Source organism: Bradyrhizobium sp. USDA 4516, assembly GCF_054055915.1.
In genome coordinates, this window is the sequence record NZ_JBSRXT010000001.1 from 7629137 (window position 1) to 7653158 (window position 24022).

At 65.4% G+C, this 24022-nt stretch carries 20 protein-coding genes and 2 tRNA genes; 6 read left to right on the forward strand and 16 right to left on the reverse strand.

The features are described from left to right. Positions 1-4: 4 nt before the first annotated feature. Positions 5-1180: a two-component system sensor histidine kinase NtrB gene (locus ACVI1L_RS35120; protein ID WP_026192783.1), complete on the reverse strand. Its 1176-nt coding sequence runs from the start codon at positions 1178-1180 to the stop codon at positions 5-7. Next, on the reverse strand, positions 1177-2178 hold the full coding sequence (gene dusB / locus ACVI1L_RS35125; RefSeq protein WP_456785647.1) for a tRNA dihydrouridine synthase DusB: 1002 nt from the start codon (positions 2176-2178) through the stop codon (positions 1177-1179). Before dusB ends, ACVI1L_RS35120 begins: the two co-directional genes overlap by 4 nt. A 285-nt stretch (positions 2179-2463) precedes the next feature. On the opposite strand from dusB, the gene ACVI1L_RS35130 reads away from it, so the two are divergent. From ACVI1L_RS35130 to ACVI1L_RS35140, 3 genes are all read left to right on the forward strand, one after another. After that, positions 2464-3675, forward strand: a complete 1212-nt coding sequence (locus tag ACVI1L_RS35130; protein WP_253590211.1) for a bifunctional 2-C-methyl-D-erythritol 4-phosphate cytidylyltransferase/2-C-methyl-D-erythritol 2,4-cyclodiphosphate synthase — start codon at positions 2464-2466, stop codon at positions 3673-3675. A gap of 1 nt (position 3676) precedes the next feature. Beyond that, a complete protein-coding gene (locus tag ACVI1L_RS35135; RefSeq protein ID WP_038386736.1) occupies positions 3677-4276 on the forward strand; it encodes a CinA family protein in 600 nt (199 codons plus the stop codon). A 173-nt stretch (positions 4277-4449) separates the two neighbouring features. Next, positions 4450-4845, forward strand: coding sequence for a BA14K family protein (locus ACVI1L_RS35140; RefSeq protein ID WP_057016574.1), 396 nt, complete (start codon positions 4450-4452; stop codon positions 4843-4845). 86 nt (positions 4846-4931) lie between these two features. On the opposite strand, the gene ACVI1L_RS35145 is transcribed toward ACVI1L_RS35140, so the two are convergent. The 3 genes from ACVI1L_RS35145 to lipA form a co-directional block, all read right to left on the reverse strand. Further along, positions 4932-5399: a type II toxin-antitoxin system RatA family toxin gene (locus ACVI1L_RS35145; RefSeq protein ID WP_456784981.1), complete on the reverse strand. Its 468-nt coding sequence runs from the start codon at positions 5397-5399 to the stop codon at positions 4932-4934. Continuing rightward, positions 5399-5938 carry a DNA topology modulation protein gene (locus ACVI1L_RS35150; protein WP_456784982.1) on the reverse strand — a complete coding sequence of 180 codons (540 nt, stop codon included), beginning with the start codon at positions 5936-5938 and terminating at the stop codon, positions 5399-5401. The genes ACVI1L_RS35145 and ACVI1L_RS35150 overlap by 1 nt, the downstream gene beginning before the upstream one ends. 90 nt (positions 5939-6028) lie before the next feature. Then, positions 6029-6988 (reverse strand): lipoyl synthase, encoded by a 960-nt coding sequence (gene lipA, locus ACVI1L_RS35155; protein ID WP_456784983.1) that lies wholly within the window; start codon positions 6986-6988, stop codon positions 6029-6031. Positions 6989-7153: 165 nt separating this feature from the next. On the opposite strand from lipA, the gene ACVI1L_RS35160 reads away from it, so the two are divergent. After that, complete coding sequence (locus tag ACVI1L_RS35160; protein WP_057016570.1) at positions 7154-7759, forward strand: DNA-3-methyladenine glycosylase; 606 nt, start codon at positions 7154-7156, stop codon at positions 7757-7759. Between the two features lie 18 nt (positions 7760-7777). Here the strand turns inward: ACVI1L_RS35160 and ACVI1L_RS35165 are convergent, their stop codons facing one another. From ACVI1L_RS35165 to ACVI1L_RS35195, 7 genes are all read right to left on the reverse strand, one after another. Then, complete coding sequence (locus ACVI1L_RS35165) at positions 7778-10645, reverse strand: valine--tRNA ligase (protein ID WP_456784984.1); 2868 nt, start codon at positions 10643-10645, stop codon at positions 7778-7780. A 172-nt stretch (positions 10646-10817) separates the two neighbouring features. Further along, entirely contained in the window at positions 10818-11552 is a 735-nt protein-coding gene (locus ACVI1L_RS35170; RefSeq protein ID WP_057016568.1) for a PopZ family protein, read from the reverse strand. 334 nt (positions 11553-11886) lie between these two features. Continuing rightward, positions 11887-13290 carry a TolC family outer membrane protein gene (locus ACVI1L_RS35175; RefSeq protein WP_057016567.1) on the reverse strand — a complete coding sequence of 468 codons (1404 nt, stop codon included), beginning with the start codon at positions 13288-13290 and terminating at the stop codon, positions 11887-11889. Between the two features lie 215 nt (positions 13291-13505). Continuing rightward, positions 13506-14171: a protein-L-isoaspartate O-methyltransferase family protein gene (locus tag ACVI1L_RS35180; RefSeq protein WP_057016566.1), complete on the reverse strand. Its 666-nt coding sequence runs from the start codon at positions 14169-14171 to the stop codon at positions 13506-13508. A 136-nt stretch (positions 14172-14307) separates the two neighbouring features. Further along, positions 14308-14487: a hypothetical protein gene (locus tag ACVI1L_RS35185; RefSeq protein WP_050404540.1), complete on the reverse strand. Its 180-nt coding sequence runs from the start codon at positions 14485-14487 to the stop codon at positions 14308-14310. 135 nt (positions 14488-14622) lie between these two features. Then, positions 14623-14697: transfer RNA gene (locus ACVI1L_RS35190), tRNA-Asn, on the reverse strand. Positions 14698-14970: 273 nt separating this feature from the next. Continuing rightward, the gene (locus tag ACVI1L_RS35195; protein WP_057016565.1) at positions 14971-15456 is read right to left on the reverse strand and encodes an anthrone oxygenase family protein; all 486 of its coding nucleotides are present in this window, start codon (positions 15454-15456) and stop codon (positions 14971-14973) included. A 94-nt stretch (positions 15457-15550) separates the two neighbouring features. Here ACVI1L_RS35195 and ACVI1L_RS35200 point away from each other — a divergent pair, with 94 nt between their 5' ends. Both ACVI1L_RS35200 and ACVI1L_RS35205 read left to right on the forward strand, forming a co-directional pair. After that, positions 15551-16195 (forward strand): TetR family transcriptional regulator, encoded by a 645-nt coding sequence (locus tag ACVI1L_RS35200; RefSeq protein WP_057016564.1) that lies wholly within the window; start codon positions 15551-15553, stop codon positions 16193-16195. Positions 16196-16591: 396 nt separating this feature from the next. Beyond that, on the forward strand, positions 16592-16774 hold the full coding sequence (locus ACVI1L_RS35205; protein ID WP_024584196.1) for a hypothetical protein: 183 nt from the start codon (positions 16592-16594) through the stop codon (positions 16772-16774). 43 nt (positions 16775-16817) lie between these two features. Here the strand turns inward: ACVI1L_RS35205 and ACVI1L_RS35210 are convergent. From ACVI1L_RS35210 to ACVI1L_RS35225, 4 genes are all read right to left on the reverse strand, one after another. Next, a tRNA-Cys gene (locus ACVI1L_RS35210) sits at positions 16818-16891 on the reverse strand. 121 nt (positions 16892-17012) lie between these two features. Then, positions 17013-17738, reverse strand: a complete 726-nt coding sequence (locus ACVI1L_RS35215) for a tRNA-uridine aminocarboxypropyltransferase (protein ID WP_057016563.1) — start codon at positions 17736-17738, stop codon at positions 17013-17015. A 35-nt stretch (positions 17739-17773) separates the two neighbouring features. Beyond that, positions 17774-20878 carry an efflux RND transporter permease subunit gene (locus ACVI1L_RS35220; RefSeq protein ID WP_456784985.1) on the reverse strand — a complete coding sequence of 1035 codons (3105 nt, stop codon included), beginning with the start codon at positions 20876-20878 and terminating at the stop codon, positions 17774-17776. Further along, entirely contained in the window at positions 20875-24003 is a 3129-nt protein-coding gene (locus ACVI1L_RS35225; RefSeq protein WP_456784986.1) for an efflux RND transporter permease subunit, read from the reverse strand. Before ACVI1L_RS35225 ends, ACVI1L_RS35220 begins: the two co-directional genes overlap by 4 nt. Between the last annotated feature and the right edge of the window lie 19 nt (positions 24004-24022).

The window sequence follows — 24022 nt, forward strand, 5'->3', positions numbered from 1 at the left end:
TTCCTCATCGTGCATCCTGAGAGGCAGGCGAGGACGTACCCGGAACGTCATCGCGGTTGCTTTGGTCGAGTTGCTTGGCGGCGCTGTACATCGGCATCAGCACGCGGAAAGTGGTTTTGCGCGGCTGCGACTCGCATTCGATGATGCCGCCGTGATCGCCGACGATCTTGGCGACCAGCGCGAGGCCGAGCCCGCTGCCGGTCTGCTTGGTGGTGACGAAGGGATCGAACAGGTTCGGCAGCAGGTCTTCCGGCACGCCAGAGCCGTTGTCCTTGACGCAGAATTCCAGCGGCAGCGAGACCCGCGATTTCTTGCCGGGCACCGACAGCCGCACGCCTGGCCGGAACGCAGTGGTGAGCTGGATCTCGGCATCGGTGCCGAGATCGGCCACCGCTTCGGCCGCGTTCTTCACGAGGTTGAGGAACACCTGGATCAGCTGGTCCTGGTTGGCCAGCACCGGCGGCAACGACGGATCGTAGTCCTCGATGAAGCGGACATTGCGGGCAAAGCCGGACTGCGCCAGGCGCTTCACATGATCGAGCACGGAATGGATGTTGACCGGACCGCGCGCCACCGGGCGGTCGTCGCCGAACACCTCCATGCGGTCGACCAGCGTCACGATGCGGTCCGCCTCGTCGCAGATCAGTCGTGTCAGCAGCCGGTCCTCGGAGGACGCCTGCTGCTCCAAAAGCTGCGCCGCGCCGCGGATGCCCGACAGCGGGTTCTTGATCTCGTGGGCGAGCATCGCCGCCAGCGCGATCACCGAGCGCGCCGCGCTGCGATGGGTGAGCTGGCGATCCATCTTGTCGGCGATGGTACGCTCCTGCAGCATCACCACGATATGCCCGGGCCGCTCGGTCAGCGGCGCGACGTGCAGATCGACCTGGCGATCGCCGCCGATCCGCGGCGTGCCGAGATCGACCTTGTATTCGTTGACCGGCGAGCCGCTCGTCCGCACCTGCTCGATCAGCGCCAGCAGCGGGCTGCCGAACGGCACCAGTTCCTTCAGCGACTGCCGGCGCAGGAACTGGGTCGATATCTCGAAGAATGATTCGGCTGCGATATTGGCGTCGACGATCCGCCCGTCGGGTGCGACCAGCAGCACCGGATTGGGCAGCGCATTGAGGATGGCCTCCCCGTCAGTCGGCACCGGCCGGCGGAATTCCATGGCTGACGTCATGCGGCAGCACTCCAGGCAAAATCGTCGTAGGCGTCGGCGAGCGAGCGATGCACGCTGGACGGCTCTTCCGCGGTCAGGATCGCCTGCCGCCAGGTCTTCAAGGTCGCGGCCGGCGCGCAGCTATAGGCCGCAGCAGCCTCCAGCGCCCAGCCCAGATGCTTGCGTGCATGCTTGAGCCCGATGCGCAGGCCATAGTGGCTGCAAACCTCGTCATAGAGCGCGCGAACGTGCTTGAGCTGCTCGGCGAGCGACGGCGCGGCCTCGGCGATCCCGGTCTCGAGGCGACGGCCGATCTGTCCCGGCAGCCAGGGCTGCCCCTGCGCGCCGCGGCCGATCATGACGGCGTCGGCGCCCGACATCTCGAGCGCACTGACAGCCTTGTCGAACGAGGTGATATCGCCGTTGACCACGACCGGGACGGTGACGGCGTCCTTGACCGCGCGCACCGCGTTCCAGTTCGCCTCGCCCTTGTAGAACTGGCAGCGGGTCCGGCCATGCACGGTGATCATCTGCACGCCGGCGGCCTCGGCGCGGCGCGCCAGTTCCGGTGCATTGAGCGAGCGGTCATCCCAGCCGAGCCGCATCTTCAGCGTGACCGGCACCCTGACCGCCGACAGCGTCGCCTCGATCAGCGTGACCGCGTGGTCGAGGTCGCGCATCAGGGCCGAGCCGGACTGGCCCCCGGTCACGTGGCGGGCCGGACAGCCCATGTTGATGTCGATGACGTCGGCGCCGGCGCCTTCGGCGATCCGTGCGCCCTCCGCCATCCAGTGGGTCTCGCAGCCCGCCAGCTGGACCACATGCGGCCCGACCCCGGCTGCCTCGCAACGCAGCTTCGACATCGGCTTGCCGTTCACCAGATCGTTGCTGGCGGTCATCTCGGAGACCACCAGGCCGGCGCCCAAAGTGGCAACGAGTCGCCGGAAGGGCGCATCGGTGATGCCGGACATGGGCGCGAGGAGAACCCGGTTGGCGACAGCAATATCGCCGATCTTCAATGGGTTACGAGGAGTACTTTGCACGCCGGTCACAGCCGTCTCGTCGTTCTGTCAGCCACGCCATTGCAGCTGACGTCGCCTATTCTGCGCACAATTCTTGTGCAGTCAAGGCTCATGCCTACGGTTTAGACATTCCTATCATCAGTGCAGGTGCACTGCAACAAAATCTGCTTTTCCCACAGTCATCGGCAAACGCTCTGTTTTTGCGCAGCGGTCATGCTAAGGGCTGTGCGCGGCGATCCTCGCCGTCCCCCTCATCCCCGATTCGTCTGTCACTGGTTCAAAATGCCGAAGCCTGAGCGTACCGCAGCCATCCTTGTCGCAGCCGGCCGTGGACTGCGCGCCGGCGCAGGCGGGCCGAAGCAATACCGGACGATCGGCGGACAGACGGTGATCTACCGCGCCATGGAGGCGTTCTCCGGACATCCGGACGTGTTTGCGGTGCAGCCTGTGGTCAATCCTGACGACACCGCGCTGTTCGATGAAGCAGTCGCAGGCCTCCGCCATCGGCCGCCGACGCCGGGCGGCGCGACCCGGCAGGCCTCGGTCCATGCCGGGCTCGAGGCGCTCGCAAGCGAAAAGCCGGATATCGTGCTGATCCACGATGCCGCGCGCCCCTTCGTCACTGCAGCCGTGATCTCGCGCGCGATCGCCGCAGCCGGCCGGACCGGCGCTGCGATCCCCGTGATTCCCGTCACCGACACCATCAAGCTCACCGGCGATGCCGGCGACGTCGAGGCGACGCCGGAGCGCGCGCGCCTGCGGATCGCGCAGACGCCACAGGCTTTTCGTTTCGACGTAATATTGGAGGCGCATCGTCGCGCAGCGCGCGATGGCCGCTCCGATTTCACCGACGATGCGGCGCTTGCCGAGTGGGCGGGATTGACGGTTGCGACGTTTGAAGGTGATGCTGCCAACATGAAACTCACCACACCCGAGGACTTCGTGCGCGAGGAAGCGCGGCTCGCAAGCCAGCTCGGCGACATCAGAACCGGCACCGGCTACGACGTGCATGCCTTTGGCGACGGTGACCATGTCATGATCTGCGGCGTGCGCGTGCCGCACACGAAGGGATTCCTGGCCCATTCCGACGGCGATGTCGGGCTGCATGCGCTGGTCGACGCGATCCTCGGCGCGCTGGCCGACGGCGATATCGGCTCGCATTTCCCGCCGAGCGAGGCCAAGTGGAAAGGCGCCTCCTCCGACCAGTTCCTGAAATACGCGGTCGAGCGCGTCACCGCGCGTGGCGGACGGATTGCCAATCTCGAGGTGACGCTGATCTGCGAGCGGCCGAAGATCGGGCCGTTGCGCGACACCATGCGGGCGAAGATCGCGGAGATCTCCGGCGTCCACGTCTCGCGCGTGGCGGTCAAGGCCACCACCAGCGAGCGGCTCGGCTTCACCGGCCGCGAGGAAGGCATCGCGGCAACCGCGAGCGCCACGGTCCGTCTCCCTTGGGACGATAAAGGCTGGGACGATAAAGGCCGGAGTGCCTGACATGGGCGGCAGCGACGCTCGTGCCCTCTCCCGCTCGCTGCTCGACCTGTGCCGGATGCGCAAGCTGACCATCGCGACCGCCGAATCCTGCACCGGCGGCCTGGTCGCGGGTGCGCTCACCGACATCCCCGGCTCTTCCGACGTGATCGACCGCGGCTTCGTGACCTATTCCAACGAGGCCAAGCGGGTCATGCTCGGCGTCAAGGCGGCCACGCTCGAAACGTTCGGCGCGGTGAGCAAGGAAACCGCGACTGCGATGGCGATCGGCGCGCTGGAAAAGGCCGGCGTCGACCTTGCGGTCTCGATCACCGGCATCGCGGGCCCTGGCGGCGCGACACCGGGCAAGCCGGTCGGCCTGGTGCATTTCGCCGTCGCCGCGCGCGACGGCCGCATCATTCATCGTGAGCAGCGATTTGGCGCGATCGGCCGCAGCACGGTGCGGCAGCGCTCCGTGGTCGAAGCATTGCGCATGCTGATGGAGCTTGCGCGCCCGCCGCAGGCCGCCAAGCCGCGTCGCGAGGCGGCCAGCCGGTTGCGGCCAAGGGTGGCCCGGTCGCCGCGGAGCCACGCTGCGAAACGCCGCCGGCCGCCGCGCGGATAGGCCCAACGCAAAGTCAAGTCGCGCCACGGCCCGCCTTACACGGGCTTGTGTCAACTGCGGCCCGGTGACGCTTACCTGAAATGGAACTTTGACGCGGCTTCGCCGCTTTATGTTGTTCCAACTCTGCTGTTTCGATTGTTCGTCCAACAGCAAAATCCCACAACAAGGAGAAAATGATGAAGTTGGGAACTTTGGTCGTGGCCGCCATCAGCGCTGGCGCCATGACGCTGTCGACTGTTGTGCCTTCGTCCGCCGCACCACTCGCTCCCGCGCAATTGCAGGATCAGCCTACCTCCGTCGAGCATGTGCAGTATCGTCACTGGCACGGTGGTCCGCGTTACGGCTATCGCGGCGGATACGGCTACCGCGGTGGTTACTATCGCGATGGCGGCAGTAACGGCGCGGCGATCATCGGCGGGCTGGCGGCCGGCGCGATCATCGGCGGCGCGATCGCGGCGAGCCAGGCCAAGGCCAACAACGACGCCTATTGCTCCCAGCGTTTCCGTACCTACGACCCCGCTTCGGGCACCTACATCGCATCCGGCGGCGTGCGGCGATCCTGCCCGTAAGTCGGCGAACGCTCTCCCGCACCATCAGTCGTGCCCGGCCTCGTGCCGGCCATTTGCGTTCCAGAGATGTAGACGAGACGACTTCGCTACGTCGACAGCTGCGGCTTGCCGTAGACCTGATCCGCGCGCTTCTCGAACGCCGCGGCAAAGCGTGAGAATGCGGCGTCGAACATCGAGCCCATCAGCATCGCCAGCATCCGGCTCTTGAATTCGTAGTTCAGGAAGAAGCCGACATCGCATTCGGTTTCCGACTTCGGCTCAAAACTCCAGCGATTCTCCAGATTGCTGAACGGGCCGCGCAGATATTCGACCAGGATCTTCAGATTGGGCCGATCGAGCGTCACCTTGCTGGTGAAGGTTTCCCGCACCAACTTGAAGGACACCGTCATGTCCGCCACCACGACCTCGGTGCCGTCGTCCTTGGGCGTGCGCTGGCGGATCTTGAGCGAGTGGCACAGCGGCACGAATTCGGGATAGCGCTCGACGTCGGCGACCAGATCGAACATTTGAGGTGCGGTGTGGCGGACCCGCCGCTTGCTTGAGAATCGTGGCATCAGTGGACACTCGCACGGTTTTGCCCGAGTGCGAGGCGCTTCAGATAATCATCCGCCTGCGCCCGATCGGTGAAACAGACCAGCGATTGATCGGGCCGCAAGCCGGCAAAATACTCGATCAGCTTCGGCCGCTGCTGCCGGCGATAGGTCCAGACGTAGCGGAAGAATTCGAGATCGATCTTCTCGGGGCAGCCTTCCGCCATCTCCGGGCGGATCTGGCCATAGCTCCCGGCAATCCGCCTGAAGATACCGAGCATGCAGGTCGACCGCGGCAGGTCCAACCAGATGATCGTGTCGGAGAGCTCCCGGCGCAATTGCCCCGCACCATGCCTCATGTAGTTCCCATCCATGATCCAGCGCGGTTCGCGGGCTGCTTCGGTCATGCGGCGCTCGAATTCGTCCCTGCCCGACTCGACCCAGCCCGGTTTCCAGAACAGCGCATCGATCGACACGGTCGGAATCCCTGTCATGGCGGACAGCCGCCGCGCAAAGGTCGACTTGCCGGATCCCGACGATCCCATCACCAGAACGCGCTGCATTGGTCCAGTCCAAGATTCGGTCAAGGTTCGGTCAAGGCCCGATCAAGCAACGGCGCGTGACGGCGCCGGCCTACCGCCGTTTGCAAAAATCTAGCGGCCGCGGGCCGTGCGCGCCGCCTGCAGTTTGGCGAAATCCTCGCCGGCGTGATGCGACGAGCGCGTCAACGGGCTCGCCGACACCATCAAAAAGCCCTTGGTATAGGCGACGCGCTCGTAGCCTGCGAACTCGTCCGGCGTCACGTAGCGCATCACGGCGTGATGCTTGCGGGTCGGCTGCAAATACTGGCCGATGGTGAGGAAATCGACTTCGGCCGAGCGCAGGTCGTCCATCACCTGCAGCACCTCGTGCCGCTCCTCGCCGAGGCCGACCATGATGCCTGATTTGGTGAAGATGGTCGGATCCATCTCCTTGACCCGCTGCAGCAGCCGGATGGAATGGAAATAACGGGCGCCGGGACGGACCGTCAGATAGCGCGACGGCACGGTTTCCAGATTGTGGTTGAAGACGTCGGGCTTGGCCGCGACCACGCGCTCCAGCGCGCCGTCCTTGCGCAGGAAGTCCGGTGTCAGGATCTCGATCGTGGTGCTCGGGCAGCGCGCGCGGATGGCGCGGATGGTCTCGGCAAAATGCTCGGCACCGCCGTCGGCGAGATCGTCGCGGTCGACCGAGGTGACCACGACATGACTGAGCCCGAGCTTGGCGGTGGCCTCCGCGACGTATTCCGGCTCGCTCGCCTCGAGCGCGCCGGGCATGCCGGTCTTGACGTTGCAGAACGCACAGGCGCGCGTGCAGGTGTCGCCCATGATCATGAAGGTGGCGTGCTTCTTGTCCCAGCACTCACCGATATTGGGGCAGCCCGCCTCCTCGCATACCGTGACGAGGCCATTCTCCTTCACGATCCGGCGCGTATCTGCATAGCCGCGTGTGTTCGGCGCACGAACGCGGATCCAGTCCGGCTTCGGCGGCGACACGGCATCCGGCCGGTTCACCTTTTCGGGGTGCCGTGGGCGGAGCTGAGTGGTGGAGATGGTATCGACGATGGTGACCATGGATGCCTGCAAGTCGCGGGAGCATGATCCAGGCAGATCAATGCTCCGAACCAAGGGCTTAGCTAATCGGTGTTGACGCGGCTCGCAACCCGCCCCGCGACCCTAGCAGACCTGCCCATATATTGGCAGTCTTGCGACCCGTTCCATGCCGATTCCTACCTCAAAATGGCTCAAAAACCCCGATCCATCAGCGCGACCGCGCCGCGCCTTGGCAAGGCGCTGAAACGCTCCTTCTTCGATCGCAGCGTCCACGAGGTCGCCCCCGACCTGATCGGCGCGACCTTCCTGGTCGGCGGCGCCGGCGGCATCATCACCGAGGTCGAGGCCTATCATCACACCGACCCGGCGGCGCATTCCTACCGCGGGCCGACCCCGCGCAACCAGGTGATGTTCGGCCCGCCGGGCTTCTCCTACGTCTACCGCTCCTACGGCATCCATTGGTGCGTCAACTTCGTCTGCGAGGAAGCGGGCTCGGCCAGCGCCGTGCTGATCCGCGCGCTCGAACCGACCCATGGGCTCGCGGCGATGCGCCGGCGGCGCGGGCTGGAGGACGAGCGCGCGCTGTGCTCGGGGCCCGGCAAGCTCTGCGAGGCGCTCGGCATCACCATCGCGCACAGCGAATTGCCGCTCGACCGCGCCCCGATCGCGCTCCATGCGCGGACCGAAGCACCCGAAATCATCACCGGGGTGCGGATCGGCATCACCAAGGCCGTCGACCTGCCCTGGCGCTACGGGCTGAAGGGATCAAAATTCCTCAGCAAGCGGTTTTGATCGCCACGGCGTTATCAGCTATGACGCCTTCTTCAACCGCTCGATCGCCTCGAGAATCTTGGCGCGGCGCTCCGCTGCTGCCGCGCGCTTTTCCTTCTCTTCCTCGACGAGCTCTTCCGGCGCGTTGGCGACGAACTTGTCGTTGGCGAGCTTGGCATCGACCCGCTTGATGTCGGCGTCGGCCTTGCCGAGCTCCTTCTCCAGCCGCGTGCGTTCAGCCGCGAGATCGATCACGCCCTTCAGCGGCAGCGCGACCGCCTCGCCGCGGACAAGGAGCTGTACCGCGCCTTCCGGCGGGTGATCGGCAAACGAGATATCCGACAATCGTGCGAGCCGCTTGATGGTGTCGTTCCAGCGCCGCGCGCGGTCCCGCGTCTCGTCGGAGGCGCCCGCGATCACCAGCGGCGTCAGTGTCGACGGCGGGATGTTCATTTCCGCCTTCACCGACCGCATCGCAGTGACGAGATCGACCACCCAGCCGATCTCGGCCTCGGCCGCGGGATCGCTGAACTCGTCGGCGTCGAGCGCGGCAATCACCGGCGGAATGATCGGATCGACCACCGGACCGGCGGTCGCGATCGCGGCCAGCTGCTCGCCGGTCACGCCCGACTTGCGCGGCCAGGACGCCAGCACCAACAGGCCGTCGCGCTTTGCGGTCACCGCCCACAGCTCCTCGGTGATGAAGGGCATGAACGGATGCAGCAGCTTGAGGATCTCGTCGCGGGTCCAGGCGACCATGGCGCGGGTCTCGGCCTTGGCCGCGCCCTCCTCGCCCATCAGCACGGGTTTCGCGAGCTCAAGATACCAGTCGCAGAACACGTTCCAGACGAAGCGGTAGATCGCGCCCGCGGCATCGTTGAAGCGATGATCCTCGATCGTCTCGGTGACCTCGCGGGTGACGCGCGAGGTTTCGTGCGCGATCCAGCGGTTCAACGTCTCCTTTGCGCCCTTCGGATCGAAACCGTCCGGCTTGACGCACTCGTTCATCTCGGCGAACCGGCAGGCGTTCCAGAACTTGGTCGCGAAATTGCGGTTGGTCTCGACCAGATGCGGCGACAGGCGGATGTCATGGCCTTGCGCCGCCTCGCGGGTCAGCGCGAAGCGCAGCGCGTCGGCGCCGTATTCGTCGATCACGCCGAGCGGGTCGATGACGTTGCCCTTCGACTTCGACATCTTGGCGCCCTTCTCGTCGCGGACGAGGCGGTGGATGTAGACGGTCGAGAACGGCGCCTCCTTCATGAAATGGAGGCCCATCATCATCATGCGGGCGACCCAGAAGAAGATGATGTCGAAGCCGGTAACCAGCGTATTGGTCGGGTAGTAGCGCGCGACCTCCGGCGTGTCGTCCGGCCAGCCCAGCGTCGAGAACGGCCACAGGGCCGACGAGAACCAGGTGTCGAGCACGTCCTCGTCACGCGTGATGAAGCCCTCGCGCTTGGCGGGGTCGACCGCCATGTCGTGGCCCTGCTCCGGCGTGATGACTTCCTGCTCGACGTAATAGCCGAGCGCGTGGCCGACCGCCTCTTCCTCGGTCTCGGCGACGAACACCTTGCCGTCGGGTCCGTACCACGCCGGGATCTGATGGCCCCACCAGAGCTGGCGCGAGATGCACCAGGGCTGGATGTTCTCCATCCACTCGAAATAGGTCTTTTCCCAGTTCTTCGGCACGAACGTGGTTTCGCCGGAGCGCACCGCCGCGATCGCCGGCTGCGCCAGCGTCTTGGCGTCGACATACCACTGGTCGGTCAGATACGGCTCGATCACGACACCGGAGCGGTCGCCATGCGGCACCATGTGGGTGTTGGGCTCGATCCGCTCGAGGAAGCCGAACTCCTCCAGCCTTGCGACGATCTTCTTGCGCGCCGCGAAGCGCTCGATCTTGTCAAACTCGGCGGCGAACTCGTCGGCGCCGACAGGCAGGCCGCGCAGATAATCCTCGTTGCCCACCAGGCTGAGGCTGCCTTCCTGGTCGAGCACGCTGATCTGCGGCAGGCCGTGACGCTTGCCGATCTCGAAGTCGTTGAAGTCGTGCGCAGGCGTCACCTTGACCGCGCCCGAGCCCTTCTCCGGATCGGAATAGTCGTCGGCGACGATCGGAATCCTGCGGCCGACCAGCGGCAGGATGACGTGCTGGCCGACCAGATCGGCGTAGCGCTCGTCGTCCGGATGCACCGCGACCGCGGTGTCGCCGAGCATCGTTTCGGGACGCGTCGTCGCGACCACGATGAACGATTTCGGATCCTCGGGGCTGAAGCTGCGGCCCTCGATCGGGTAGCGCAGGTACCAGAGATGGCCCCTGACCTCGACCTGCTGCACTTCGAGATCGGAGATCGCGGTGAGCAGCTTCGGGTCCCAATTGACCAGGCGCTTGTCCTTGTAGATCAGGCCATCGCGGTGCAGCTCGACGAACACCTTGACGACGGCGCGCGACAGGCCCTCGTCCATGGTGAAGCGCTCGCGCGACCAGTCGCAGGACGCGCCGAGGCGCTTGAGCTGGTTGACGATGGTACCGCCGCTCTCGGCCTTCCACTGCCAGACTCGCTCGAGGAACTTGGCGCGGCCCATGTCGCGCCGGCCCGGCTCCTGCCGTTCCATCAGCTGACGCTCGACCACCATCTGGGTGGCGATGCCGGCGTGATCAGTGCCGGGCTGCCACAGCACGTCGCGGCCGCGCATCCGCTCGAAGCGGCACAGGATGTCCTGCAGCGTATTGTTGAGCGCGTGGCCCATGTGCAGCGAGCCGGTCACGTTCGGCGGCGGGATCACAATGGTGAAAGGCGCGGCGTCCTTGCGTTCAGGCCGGCCGGCCTTGAACGCACCGCTCTCCTCCCAGATCCGGGCCATCCGGTGCTCGATATCGGCGGGCTGGTAGTTTTTCTCGATCATGACAATGCGCTGTGGACCATGGAAAGCGTTAGAAAGCCGCCGGAGCGCACCAAGTCAACCGGACCGGTACGTCAAATCGACGTTTAGGGCATTTGGGGAGCTGATTGAGGGCCGCCAGGCCCAACGGCGGGAGCCAGCCTCGCGCCGGCTGCGCTGCTAACGCCGCGCGCAGCTAGCGCCCGCGGGATACCCGCTCGATCTCGGCCTTGACGATCCGCTCGACCAGCCCGGGCAGATTGTCGTCCAGCCAGGACTTCAGCATCGGCCGCAGCATCTCCTTGACCAGATCCTCGAGCGTCCGCGCATTGTTGCTCAGCACGGTGTTGGCCAAAGAGTTGAAGGCCGACTCGACGGCCCGCATCGTGGTTCCCGAGATGATCTGCTGCATGGGCGCGGTCTCGATCGCCGGCGGCTCCCGGGCCGGTTCCGGCGCCCGGCTCCGCGCTTCCGTGAACTCGAGGTCGTCCTGCGGCTCGACCTTGCGGAACGACGGCGCGGCGGCCGGGTCCGGCAGCGCCATCTCGTCGGTGAGTTCGAACACGTCGGCTTCGGGCTGGGCCGCGGGCTGCGGCGACGGCCTGATCTCGGCTGCGGGCGTCGCCTCATCGAGGCTGGCGAGCAGCGAGTCGATATCGTCCTGACTGTTGCTGGCCGCCGGTGCCGGCGCAGGCGGCGGTGATTTCGGCGCCGGCGCGGCGGCCTTCGCGGCCGGTGGCGCTGCGGACGGCGGGCTCTTCATCGCGGGCTTGGCTGCTGGTGCTGGCTCGACCTTCGGCGCCGGGGCTGCAGCGGCGGCCGCAGGCTTCTCGGCCGCGGCCGGCTTCGCCTCGTCGTCGGCAATGATGCGACGGATCGACGCCAGGATCTCCTCCATCGAGGGCTCTTGGACCTTCGCAGGTTGCGTCATCTCCGACTCCACATCGAAACGAATTTACATCAAGCCCGAGAGGATTCGCCGGTTCCGATGATGCGGGCAGAGATTTTCATTGCTCCCGCCCGACTTGTCCCCAGATCAAGCCCGCCCGAGGCTTTGTGCAAGCTTCGTGTCGCCCAATGCAGCGTGATCACAGGGGGCGTCGCACCTGTCATCACGCTACGCCGGCGCGCCGCGAATCGCCTTGCTGCCCGACAAAACGGTATGTCAGGCCAATTATCGAATGCAAGCAAACGCGCCTGTTTGTGGTCCTGATTAACTCAGAACCACAAACGTGACGCGACAAGCGATGACGATGCGAAGGTGTTTAGCGGCCGTCGGGCGTGCGTACGCCGGCCCAGTTGTCACGAACCTGCTGGTAATGCACGCTCGGATCGTAGACGTTGGTCGAAAGCCCGAGCACCTGCGGCGACAAGCGGCCAACCGCGCTCAGCACGTTATAGGACGCGACGACGCGGTCGTGCTGCGCGGTGACCAGCGCGTTGCGCGCGTTGACGAGCGCCTGCTGCGCGTTGAGCACGTCGAGCGTGGTGCGCTGACCGGCCTTGGCCTCTTCGCGCACGCCGTTCAAGGCGATCTCCGACGCGGTCACCTGCGCCTGTGCCGATGCCACCTGCGACTTGCCGGCGACCAGCTGGCCCCACGCGGTGACGACGTTGGCGCGCGCCTGATCGCGGGTCTGCTCGAGCACGAGGCGCTGCTGCGCCAGCGATTCCTTGGACTGGCGGATCAGCGAGTATTCCGCACCACCCTGGTAGAGCGGCACCGACAGCTGGACCGCCGTTCCCGCGCTGAATGTGCGCTGGCTGATCAGGGTCTGTTCGTATTGCTGCTGCACCGACGTTTGCAGGTTGACCGACGGGAACAGCGCACCCTCGCTGACCTTGACCTGCAGGAAGTTGACGTCGACGCCGTACATCGCCGAGGTGACGTTCGGATTCTGGGTCAGGCTGAGATCGACGGCGGCCGCAAGCGTCGTCGGCAGGAAGCGGTCGACCGGCGAGCCCGGCGCGAGATTCTGCGGCTCGTTGCCGATGATGCGGCGGAAATTCGATCGCGTCGTCGTCAGGTTCGATTCGGCGGTGAGCTGCTGGGTTTTACCTGCCGCGAGCTGCGCTTCGGATTGCGCGACGTCGGTCCGCGTCACTTCGCCGACATTGAAGCGGTCCTGGGTCTGCTTCAGCGTCTGTTCCAGCACGCGCGTGTTGCTGCGCTGAACTTCGACGATGGCGGAGTCGCGGAGATAGTCCATGTAGATCGTGGCCGCGCTCAGGATCACGGTTTGCTCGAGCACACGCAGGCCCTCGCGCGCCGCCGAGACCTGGCTTTCGGCCGCGCGCACCCTGGGCGCGGTCTGCGCGTTGAACAGCGATTGGTTGACCGTGAGGCCTGCGCTGCGCGGCGCGTTGGCGCCATGGATTTGGGTGCGGACAAGATTGTTCGCGTCGCCGCCCTGTGTCGTCAGCGTATCGGTGTATTGGTACCCCGCGCTTGCCGTCAGTGCGACTTTCGGGCGGTAGCCCGACAGTGCCTGCGGAACGTTCTCGTCAGTTGACCGCACCTGCGCGCGTTGCGCGTTCAGCTGGGGATTGTTTTGGTAGGACCGCACCAGCGCGGCCTCGATGGTATCGGCGAGTGCGGGCACAGGGCCCATCTCCGCCAACAGAAGGACGGCAGTCGCAGCCGCGGTGACAACCTTCACCCCACGCATCCCCGGAAATCCAATCATTGTAGTCGCCGTCTCCCACACGCAAATCAGTCCGGCGGTCGCTTCAGTCGAAGTGAGTCCCGCCTCACCTTAGTCCGCAGCTAGGCCCAACGGAACTACCCCGCAACGGAACACGGTCGAAACTCTTCACATGGGGCAAACGGGCCACACTTCTGATTCGGAACGGGATTTTATCAGCCGGTGCGCCGCCATCGCGGTCAGAAGACGAAGGCGGGAACTCGCTCGAATCCGGGTAAAACGGGAGCCGAGGCGTCGAACAGCTCGCGATGGCCGAAATCCCCGTGGGAGTGCGTCACCAGGGTGGCGCGCGGCGGCGGCAACAGGCCGAACACTCCGACCAGCCGGCCCCCCTCCTTGAGTTGGCCGAACAGCCCGGTCGGGACGATCTCCGTCGCACCATTGAGGATAATGACGTCAAACGGGGCGCCCGCGGCATCGCCGTCGGCGGCCGCGGCCGTTTTGACGGTGATATTCTGGATTCCGAGCTCGGCGAACGCCGCGGTCGCCTTTGCGGCAAGGGCCGGATCGCTTTCGGTCGCGCTGACCTCTGCGGCAAAGCGCGCCACGACGGCGGCGGCGTAGCCGGTCGCGCAGCCGACCACGAGGACGCGGTCGGTGGCCTTGATCTCGGCGGCCTGGAGCATCCGGGCGAGCAGCGCCGGCGTGATCAGGCAGCGCCTCGTCGCACCGCCCTCGGCGACATCGAGGTCGAGGTCGAGATAGGCCAGCGCCTGCTTGCTGGCCGGCACGAAGACCTCGCGCGGCACGGTCAGCATGGCATCGAGAATGCGATCATCGGTCACGTCGCTCGGACGCACCTGACCATCGACCATATACTGGCGCGCGGTCGAAAAACCGGTCATTGGCGGAGACCCTGCAAGTCGCGGCATTGCCGCTGGAGAAGCTAGAACAGGGCCATCTTTTGGAACAAGCTCCGCCAAAACGCAACACGCCGCTGGCGGGCGAAACGCGCTCCCAAAACGCGCTCCAAGGCGCAGTCTATTCGATCGTGACGGCGAGCCGGCCGATCAGGCGGGCCACTTCATCGAGATGCTCGGAATCATGCTCCTCGACGGCCCTCGCGAGCCGGCGGACGCACTCATCGTCACTGATGTCGGGGGCATCGCTCGGAACGAGCGTCGGCTGCGGCATCGACAGGTCGATCAGGTTAATGGCCATCAAAATCACCTCTCAAGACCCGGCGGGAGCAAGTGTCGACGGCTATTGAGTCGATTTGACGACGTTTTCGGCCTGTCCGCTGCGGACCACGGGCTTGTGATGGCGATTTGGGGGATCGATGGGGCCAGACCAAACTGGCTCCCCGGGCTGGATTCGAACCAGCGACCATTCGATTAACAGTCGAATGCTCTACCGCTGAGCTACCGAGGAATAGGCGAACAGCTGTTCGCGAGCGGGCAGCGTATAACAAAGCCTTTCGGCCTTGCAAAGAACCAAATGGCCCCTCCGGCGAAACTTTAGCGCGCACGGTAAGCCTCTGCGATACAAGGGCTTACCTGTTGCCCGGCGTGCAACATGCCCAGCACGCCGGCCCCGCCGCGCTCCTGCGGGCGCCTGGAAACCACCGCCAGCGCGGCGGCCACGCGGCGCCCCGCGATTCTGTCAGGGGCGCCACGGCCCAGCTCCTCTCGCAAACGGGGTTGGCTACCGCCCGGCGATGGCAACGATGAACAGCGCGGTCGCGGCCAGCGATGCGATGGTCCGCACGTGGTTCCAGAAGGTCCAGTCGGTCAGATAGCGCGCCCAAACCGACGCCGCCGACGTGCCCGCCGGGTCAGAGGCCGCAAGCTGATCATTCAGCGGCACATTGAAGACGACGGTGACGACGAACATGCCGACCACGTAGAGCCCGCCGCCGCAAATCATCGCAACCGCGCCCGGCTCCTGCCATCCGAGCCCGCCGAGCACGGCCAGCACGGCGCAGGACAGCGTGGTGCCGAGGAACACCGGCATGAACGGCGAGCGGACGATATCGACATTGATCGCGTTCATCGCCGAGATGCCGGCGGCCTGATCGATGCGGCCGAGCGCGGTCATGACGAAAGCCGAGAACGCGAAATAGAGCCCGGCGAGCAGGCCGCAGCCGAGCGCGGAAAACCAAAGCAAGCCCGAGGTCAGGATCTGGCGCATCGTTCCGCCTCCAAATGCGAGATATACTCGTATTTGTGAAATGCGATAAACTCTCGTATTAGAGCCGTCAACCCCGATCGCAGGGAAGCGAAAGATGTCGAGACGAAAGGCCGCATCCGTGGAAGTCCCCCTGCCCGGGCTGGCGCGGCTTGCCCCGACCCAGCAGCGCAGCCGCGAGCGCTTCGAGCGCATCCTCGCCTGTGCGACCGAGATCATGGCGGAAAAGGGCAGCGAGGCTTTCCGCATGAGCGACGTCGTCGCGCGCAGCGGCGTCGCATTCGGCTCGCTCTATCAATATTTCCCGGACAAGGCCGCGATCATCGGCACCCTGGCCGAACGCCATAACGCGGTCGGGCGCGATTGCGTCAGGCGCGATCTGGCCGCGGTGACGACCGCGCGCGACCTGCACCCGGCGCTGTGCAGGATCGTCGACAGCTACTACGAGATGTTCATGCGCGAGCCTGTCATGCGCGACATCTGGCAGGCGACGCAAGCCGACCGCGCCCTGCAGAAGCTCGATGCGGACGACATGGCCGTGCTCTCCGGCCTGTTGTCCGACGCGGTCAGGCGGATTGCGCCCGACATGCCGACTGCCGCCCTCGCCACCTTTTCCGCCCTGACCATGACACTGATCGCAGCCGCCGTCCGTCACGCGATCACGCTGCCACCGAGGAAGGCGCGGCAAGCGCTGACGCAGTTCAAGACCATGCTGCCGCACGACCTCGCCAGTCTGGCATGACGGCTCCGGCACGAGCGTTGGGAATATTCCCTGTACAGAAACGATAGATACGGGCGCATACGGCTTACGCCGTTCGCGTCAGCAGGAGCCGAGGATCGTGCGGCATGCGACTGGTCCCCACCGTGCGATACTTGCCTCCATTGTCACGTCTCCCTAAAATTCCTGCGATATTTGACGGCTATGAATACCGCCGGGAATCCCGGCAAGAGTTTTTAGAAAGTTGTGATTTGTTTCACACGAGGTGCGGCCATGCCGACCTAGGTTCCCGAAGGGATCACCAACGATTCATTAACCAAAGCGGGCGCCATCGTTCTTTTCATAAAATTCGAACGAATCGCTCAATCCGGACCGAAGACTGTTTTGCGACCATGGCGCTCTCGAACCTCGGAGAGCGTGATGAGCGAAGTCGAATTTGATCTGCTGCTGGACGCCGTGCGAACGGCGATCGCGCCCATTGCTCAGGAGGATTTCGTGGCTCAGCCCTCGCCCCGCATTCAGCCGCCACCGCGCGCGGCCAATGACAACCAGGCGCCGTGGCCGCTGATTCCGTTTCCTGAAGGTTGGTACGCCGCGAGCTAATGCGGCTTCTCATTGACTGGCTGCAAGCCATTGATGAGATGAGTGGAGGCCACGACCAGAATTGAACTGGTGTACACGGTTTTGCAGACCGTTGCGTAACCACTCCGCCACGTGGCCCCTTGCGGCGGACTTCATATACGGCCTCTCTCCGATAGGCAACCGAGCCGGAAGGTAAGGTGCCCCTTGTTTGAGCAATATCCTTTCGGAAGACCGCTTCGCGCTTTTCCGGATCAGGCTTCTAGCGCCGGCGCCTCCGGAAATCCCGCTTCTTCGGTTTTGGCGCCAATTCCGGCAATTTGGCCTGCACTTCGCGGAACCTCGCCAGCATCCGCTCGAAACTGCCTGACAACGTTGCGGCAATGTCCGGCCGCTTCTCCAGCCCCGCCAGCAGGATCGCGGCCGCCTCAATGGTGGACAGGCCGTCGCGGCGCGGTTCCCGCCGCAGTCTGCCGTAGAGCGAGGGCCGTTTCGGCCCGAGAATCACCCGCTGACACTTCAGCATCCAGGCATTGCGCCACCACAGCGCCTTGGCCTGGCTCCAGGTGCCGTCGAGCAGCACGATGCCCTCGATGTCGGAGAGGATGGCGCGCTGATGCGGCTCGAGCTCGCCCTTGCGGTTGATCGCAACGATCTCGGCATCGGTCTCGAGGTCTTCGACCTTGGCGGAGCCGAGATAGAGCGCCGCCCAGCGTGACGGATCGGGTACCGGCCGGCCGAGCGCCTTGGCCAGGCTCGGCCAGGACAGCCCGATCCGCACCACGGCGTTTTCGAAATGCTGTGCCAACAGTCGCGCGGTGCCGAGCGCCCTGTCCTGCTCCTGCGGATGGATCAGGATCAGGAGCTGGATGCGGCTCTCGATCGGCGTGACGCTGTCGCAGATGCACAGCGGCAACGGCTTGCCGCAATGCGCGCACTCCTCGATCTCGGCGACAATATCGGTTTTTGCTTCGGTCGGTTCGGACATCGCTCCGCTATACGCTTGCAATCGTGCAATTCAAACTATTCCGCGGGTGCGTGCACGCCTGACGGCTCGCGGCGCTGGCGCAGCCGGTCGATCAAGAGATAGATCACCGGCGTCGTGTAGAGCGTCAGGATCTGCGACACGAACAGGCCGCCGATGATGGTGATGCCGAGCGGCCGGCGCAGCTCGGTGCCCGGGCCGGTCGCAATGACCAGCGGAATGCCGGCGAACAGCGCGGCCATCGTCGTCATCAGGATGGGACGGAAGCGCGCGCGGCAGGCCTCGAAGATCGCGTCCCGCGACGACAGGCCCTGATGCCGCTCGGCCTCGAGCGCGAAGTCGACCATCATGATGCCGTTCTTCTTGACGATGCCGATCAAGAGGATGATGCCGACGAAGGCGATCACCGTCAGCGGCGTGTTGGTCACCTGCAATGCGAGCAACGCGCCGAGGCCGGCCGACGGCAGCGTCGAGATGATCGTGATCGGATGCGCCAGGCTCTCATAGAGCACGCCGAGCACGATATACATCGCGACCAGCGCGCCGAGGATCAGGAGCGGCTGCCGCCCGCTGGTCTTGTTGAAGTCGCCGGCATTGCCGTCGAAGCTGCCGCGAATGCCCTCGGGCATGTGCAGCTCGTCGACCGCCTGCTGGATGTTCGTCGTCGCGACCTCCAGCGGCACGTCCGGCAGCAGGTTGAACGACACCGTGGTCGAGGGGAAGCCGCCGGAGTGATAGACCGCGAGCGCCGATAATCCACGCTGGTAGTGCACCAGCGCCGACAGCGGCACCTGCACGTCGTTGGCGCCGGCAACGTAGATGCGCTCGAGGTTCGACGGATCGCTCTGGAATTTCGGATCGATCTCGAGCACCACCACGTACTGGTTGCGCTGGGTGTAGATGTACGAGATCTGCCGCTGCGAGAAGGCGTTGTTGAGCGCGTTGTCGATGTCCTGCACGCGGACGCCGAGGCTGGAGGCGGTCTTGCGGTCGATCACGAGGTTGAGTTGCAGGCCGCCGGGATCGCGGTCGGAGGAGACGTCCGTGATGCCCTCCACCGTCTCCATGCGCTTGGCCACGATCGGCGCCCATTTCTGCAACAGCTCGAGGTCGGTCGAGGCGAGCGTGTATTGGTAGTCGGAATCGCTCTGCCGGCCGCCGGTTCGGATATCCTGGGCGGCGAACATGAACAGGCGGATGCCCGGCACCATGTACAGGTTGCGGCGCAGCCGGTCGATCACCTGGGCGGTCGACAGGCCGCCCCGCTCCTCCGGCGGCTTCAGACTGATGTACATGATGCCGCGGTTGGAGGTGGCGCCGCCCGGGCCGCCGCCGGAACCGACTGACGAGCCGATGCCGGCGACAGCGGGGTCGGCCATCACGATGTCGGCGAGCCGCTGCTGCAGCTGAAGCATCGCCTGGAACGAGATATCCGCCGACGCCCGCGTCGAGCCGATCACGAAGCCGCTGTCGTCGGTCGGAAAATAGCCCTTCGGCGTCTTGATGTAGAGCGTCACCGTCAGCGCGACGGTGGCGAAGAACACCACCAGGGTCAGGAAGGGATAGCCGAGCACGATTCGCAGCGTCGCTGCGTAGAACGCCACGACACGGGACAACGTGCCCTCGATGACGCGATCGTACCAGGTGGCATGATCCGAGGTCGCCTCCCTAATGTAATGCGCGCAGATCATCGGCGTGATGGTCAGCGACACCACGGTCGAAACCGCGATCGCGAACACCAGCGTCAGCGAGAATTCGCGCAGCAGGCGCCCGACGATGCCATCCATGAAGATCAGCGGCGTGAAGGCCGCGATCAGCGACAGCGAGATCGACAGCACCGTGAAGCCGATCTGCTTGGCGCCTTCGACCGCGGCCGGATACGGCGCCATGCCCTGCTCGAGATTGCGGTACATGTTCTCGATCATCACGATGGCGTCGTCGACCACGAAGCCGACGGAGATCGCCAGCGCCATCAGCGACAGATTGTCGATCGAGAAGCCGGCGAGCCACATCCCGGCGCAGGTGCCCGCCAGCGCCAGCGGCACCGACACGCCGGCGGCGATCGTCGGCACCACCCGGCGCAGGAACACGAACACCACAATCATCACAAGCATGGCGGTCGCCAGCAGCGTGAACTGCATGTCCTCGACGCTGGCGCGGATCGTTCCGGTACGATCGACCAGGGTGGAGGTCTCGACGCCCGCCGGAATCCATTTCCTCAATTCCGGCAGCATCCTGCGAACGCCGTCGACGGTGTCGATGACGTTGGCGTCGCCCTGCTTGGTGATCTGGATCAGCACCGCCGGCTGCTTGTTGAACCAGGCGATCGAGCGCGAGTTGCGCACGGAATCCTCGACCTCGGCGACGTCGGCGAGACGGACGTAATTGCCGTTCGAGCTCTTGATGACAATGTCGCGGAATTCGGTCGCGGTGCGCATCTGCTTGTTGATCGAGAGCGTCTCGCTCAGCCGGCCGCCATTGAAGATGCCGACCGGTCCCAGCGGGTTGGCATTGATGATCGCGAGCCGGACGTCGTCGGTCGCGATCCCGGCGTTCGCCAGGGACACCGGGTTGAGCGCGATGCGCACCGCTGGCTGGTCGGCCCCGCTGACGGTCACCTCGCCCACTCCCGGCACCTGCGAGATGCGCTGCGCCAGCACCGTGTCGGCGACGTCGTACATCGCGCTGGTCGAGATCGTCTTCGAGGTCAGCGCCAGCACGAATACCGGCGACGCGGCCGGGTTGGCCTTGCGGAACCTGGGCAGCGACGGCAGGTCGCTCGGCAAATCGGCGAGCGAGGCGTTGATCGCGGCCTGCACGTCGCGCGCGGCGCGGTCGATATTGCGGCCGATCGAGAACTGCACCTGGATGCTGGTGGTGCCGAGCGAGCTCGTCGAGGTGATCTGGTCGACGCCCGAAATGGTGCCGAGCTTGCGCTCCAGCGGTGCGGCGACGGTTGCGGCCATCACCGAGGGATCGGCTCCTGGCCTGGACGCCGACACCCGGATGGTCGGGAAATCGACATTCGGAACCGACGACACCGGCAGGAACTGGTAGGCGACGATCCCGACCAGGAACAGCCCGATCGCAAGCAGTGTGGTGCCCACCGGCCTACGGATGAAGGGCTCCGAGATCGAGATCACTGCATGCCCTCGGTGGCGCCCGCGATCGGCGGGCCGCTGGGACCCGGCTCAGGCACGGCCCGCTCGATCCGGCGGTTGAGGCGGTCGAGCGCCAGATAGATCACCGGCGTGGTGTAGAGCGTCAGCAGCTGGCTCAACAGCAGGCCGCCGATGATCGAGATACCGAGCGGGAAGCGCAGTTCCGCGCCGGTGCCGCTTTCGATCGCGAGCGGCAGCGCGCCGAACAGCGCCGCCAACGTCGTCATCATGATCGGGCGGAAGCGCAGCAGGCAGGCCTGCACGATGGCGTCATAGGACGACATGCCCTGGTGACGCTCGGCCTCCAGCGCGAAGTCGATCATCATGATCGCGTTCTTCTTGACGATACCCATCAACAGGATGATGCCGATCAGGCCGATCACCGAGAGGTCCTGCCCGCACAGCATCAAGGCGAGGATGGCGCCGACGCCGGCCGAGGGCAGCGTCGAGAGGATGGTGATCGGATGGATATAGCTCTCATAGAGCACGCCGAGCACGATGTAGATCGTGATGATCGCCGCCAGGATCAGCCAGGGCTGGCCGGCGAGCGAGCGCGAGAATTCGGCGGCGTCGCCGGAATAGATCCCGACGATGCTGCCGGGCATTCCGATCCTGCTCTCGATCGCCTTCACGGCCGCGACCGCGTCGCCCAGCGCCTCGCCCGGCGCCAGGTTGAAGCTGAGCGAGACTGACGGGAACTGCGCCTGGTGCGAGATCGCGAGCGGCGCCGTTGTCCGGACCAGCGTCGCCACCGCCGACAGCGGCACCTGCGCGCCGTTGGCTCCGGGCAGATAGAGCTTGTCGAGGATCGACGGGTCGCGCTGATACATCGGCAGCGCTTCGAGCACGACGCGGTACTGGTTGGCCTGGCCGTAGATCGTCGAGATCTGCCGCTGTGCGAAGGCGTCGTTCAGCGTATCGGTGACGCCCTGCAGACTGACACCGAGCTGGCCGGCACGCTGGCGGTTGACGTCGAGCGCCGCGCGCAGGCCCCCCTCCTGCGCCTCCGAGGAGACATCGCGGAAGATCAGGTCCCGCCGCATCTCGGCGACGAGCTTTTGCGCCCATTGCGAGACCTCGGCGGCGTCGGTCGCGGTCAGCGTGTACTGGTATTGCGAGCGGCTCGACTGGGTCGAGATCTGCACATCCTGCACCGGCTGGAAGTAGACCGTCATGCCGGGCACCGTCGCGATCTTCTCCTTCAGCCGCTCGATCACCTTGACGACGCCCTCGCGCCGCTGGTCGAGCGGCTTCAGCGTCATCACCAGACGGCCGACATTGGTGGTCGGATTGACCGAGCCCGAACCGATCACCGAGACAACGCCGACCACATCAGGATCGGCCTTGATGATGTTTGAGACCGCGCTCTGCCGCCGCTGCATCTCGGCGAACGAAACGTCGGGTCCGGCCTCGGTCACCGCCGTGATCGATGAGGTGTCCTGCAGCGGCAGAAAACCCTTCGGTGCCAGCACATACATGATCAGCGTCAGCGCGATGGTCGCGAACGTCACCAGCAGCGTCGCGCGCTGGCGCCGCAGCACCCAGAGCAGCGTCCGATGGTAGAACTCCACCATGCGGTCGATGAAACGGCTGACCGCGGCAAGGCCCGGGACCGCCATCTCCTCATGGATGTTCTTGAGCAGCCGCGAGCACATCATCGGCGTCAATGTCAGCGAGACGATCGCCGAGGTCACGACCGCGATCGTCAAGGTGAGCGCGAATTCGCGGAACATGCGGCCAACCAGGCCGGACATGAACAGCAGCGGGATGAACACCGCGATCAGCGACACCGTCAGCGAGATCACGGTGAAGCCGATCTCGCTGGCCCCCTTCAGCGAGGCCTCCATCACCGTTTCGCCGTCTTCCATGTGGCGGACGATGTTCTCGATCATGACGATGGCGTCGTCGACCACAAACCCGGTTCCGATGGTCAGCGCCATCAGCGACAGATTGTCGAGGCTGAAGCCCGCGAAATACATGATGCCGAAGCTCGTGATCAGCGACAGCGGCAGCGCAACGCCGGCGATCAGGGTCGCGCGCAGCGACCGCAGGAACAGGAGCACCACCAGTGTCACCAGCACGACGCTCAGGATCAGCGTGAACTGCACATCGCGCACCGAGGCGCGGATCGTCACGGTACGATCGGAGACAATGGTCAGCTTGACGCCGGCCGGGACCGCGCGTTGCAGCCGCGGGATTTCGCCGCGGATCTGCTTGACGACGTCGATGACATTGGCGCCCGGCTGGCGCTGGATGTCGATGATGACGGCCGGCGTGCCCTGGTACCAGCCGCCGGTGCGGTCGTTCTCCAGCCCATCGACGATCTGGGCGACGTCGCCGATCGTGACCGGCGAGCCATTGCGATAGGCGATGATGATCGGCCGGTAGGCGTCGGCGGCGGCGATCTGGTCGTTGGCGGCGATGGTGTAGGATTGCTGGGCGCCGTCGAGCGAACCCTTCGGCCCCGACACGTTGGCACCGGCGATCGCGCTGCGCAGGTCCTCCATCGCGATGCCATAGGCCGCGAGCCGGGCCAGATCGGCCTGCACGCGCACCGCCGGCTTCAATCCGCCGAGGATCGAGACCCGGCCGACGCCGGAAATCTGGCTCAGCCGTTGACCCAGGATGGTGTCGGCGAGATCGCTCATCGCCCGCAGCGAGATCGTCTCCGAGGTCAGCGCCAGCGTCATCACCGGCGCGTCCGCCGGGTTCACCTTGGCGTAGACAGGCGGATACGGCAGCGTCTTCGGCAATATGCCGGCGGCCGCATTGATCGCGGCCTGCACATCCTGCGTGGCGCCGTCGATGTCGCGGTTGAGGTCGAACTGCAACGAGATCTGGCTGACGCCGAACGAGCTCGTCGAGTTCATCGACGACAGCGACGGGATCTGCCCGAGCTGCCGCTCCAGCGGCGCCGTGATCAGCGAGGCCACCACGTCGGGGCTGGCGCCGGGCAGTTGCGTCGTCACCTGCACGGTCGGGAAGTCGACCTGCGGCAGCGCCGAGACCGGCAGCGCCCAATAGCCGAGCGCACCGCCGATCATCAGGGCGATGCCGAGCAGCGAGGTGGCGATCGGCCGGCGGATGAACGGTTCGGAGACGCTCATGGCTGCGTGCTCGCTGTAA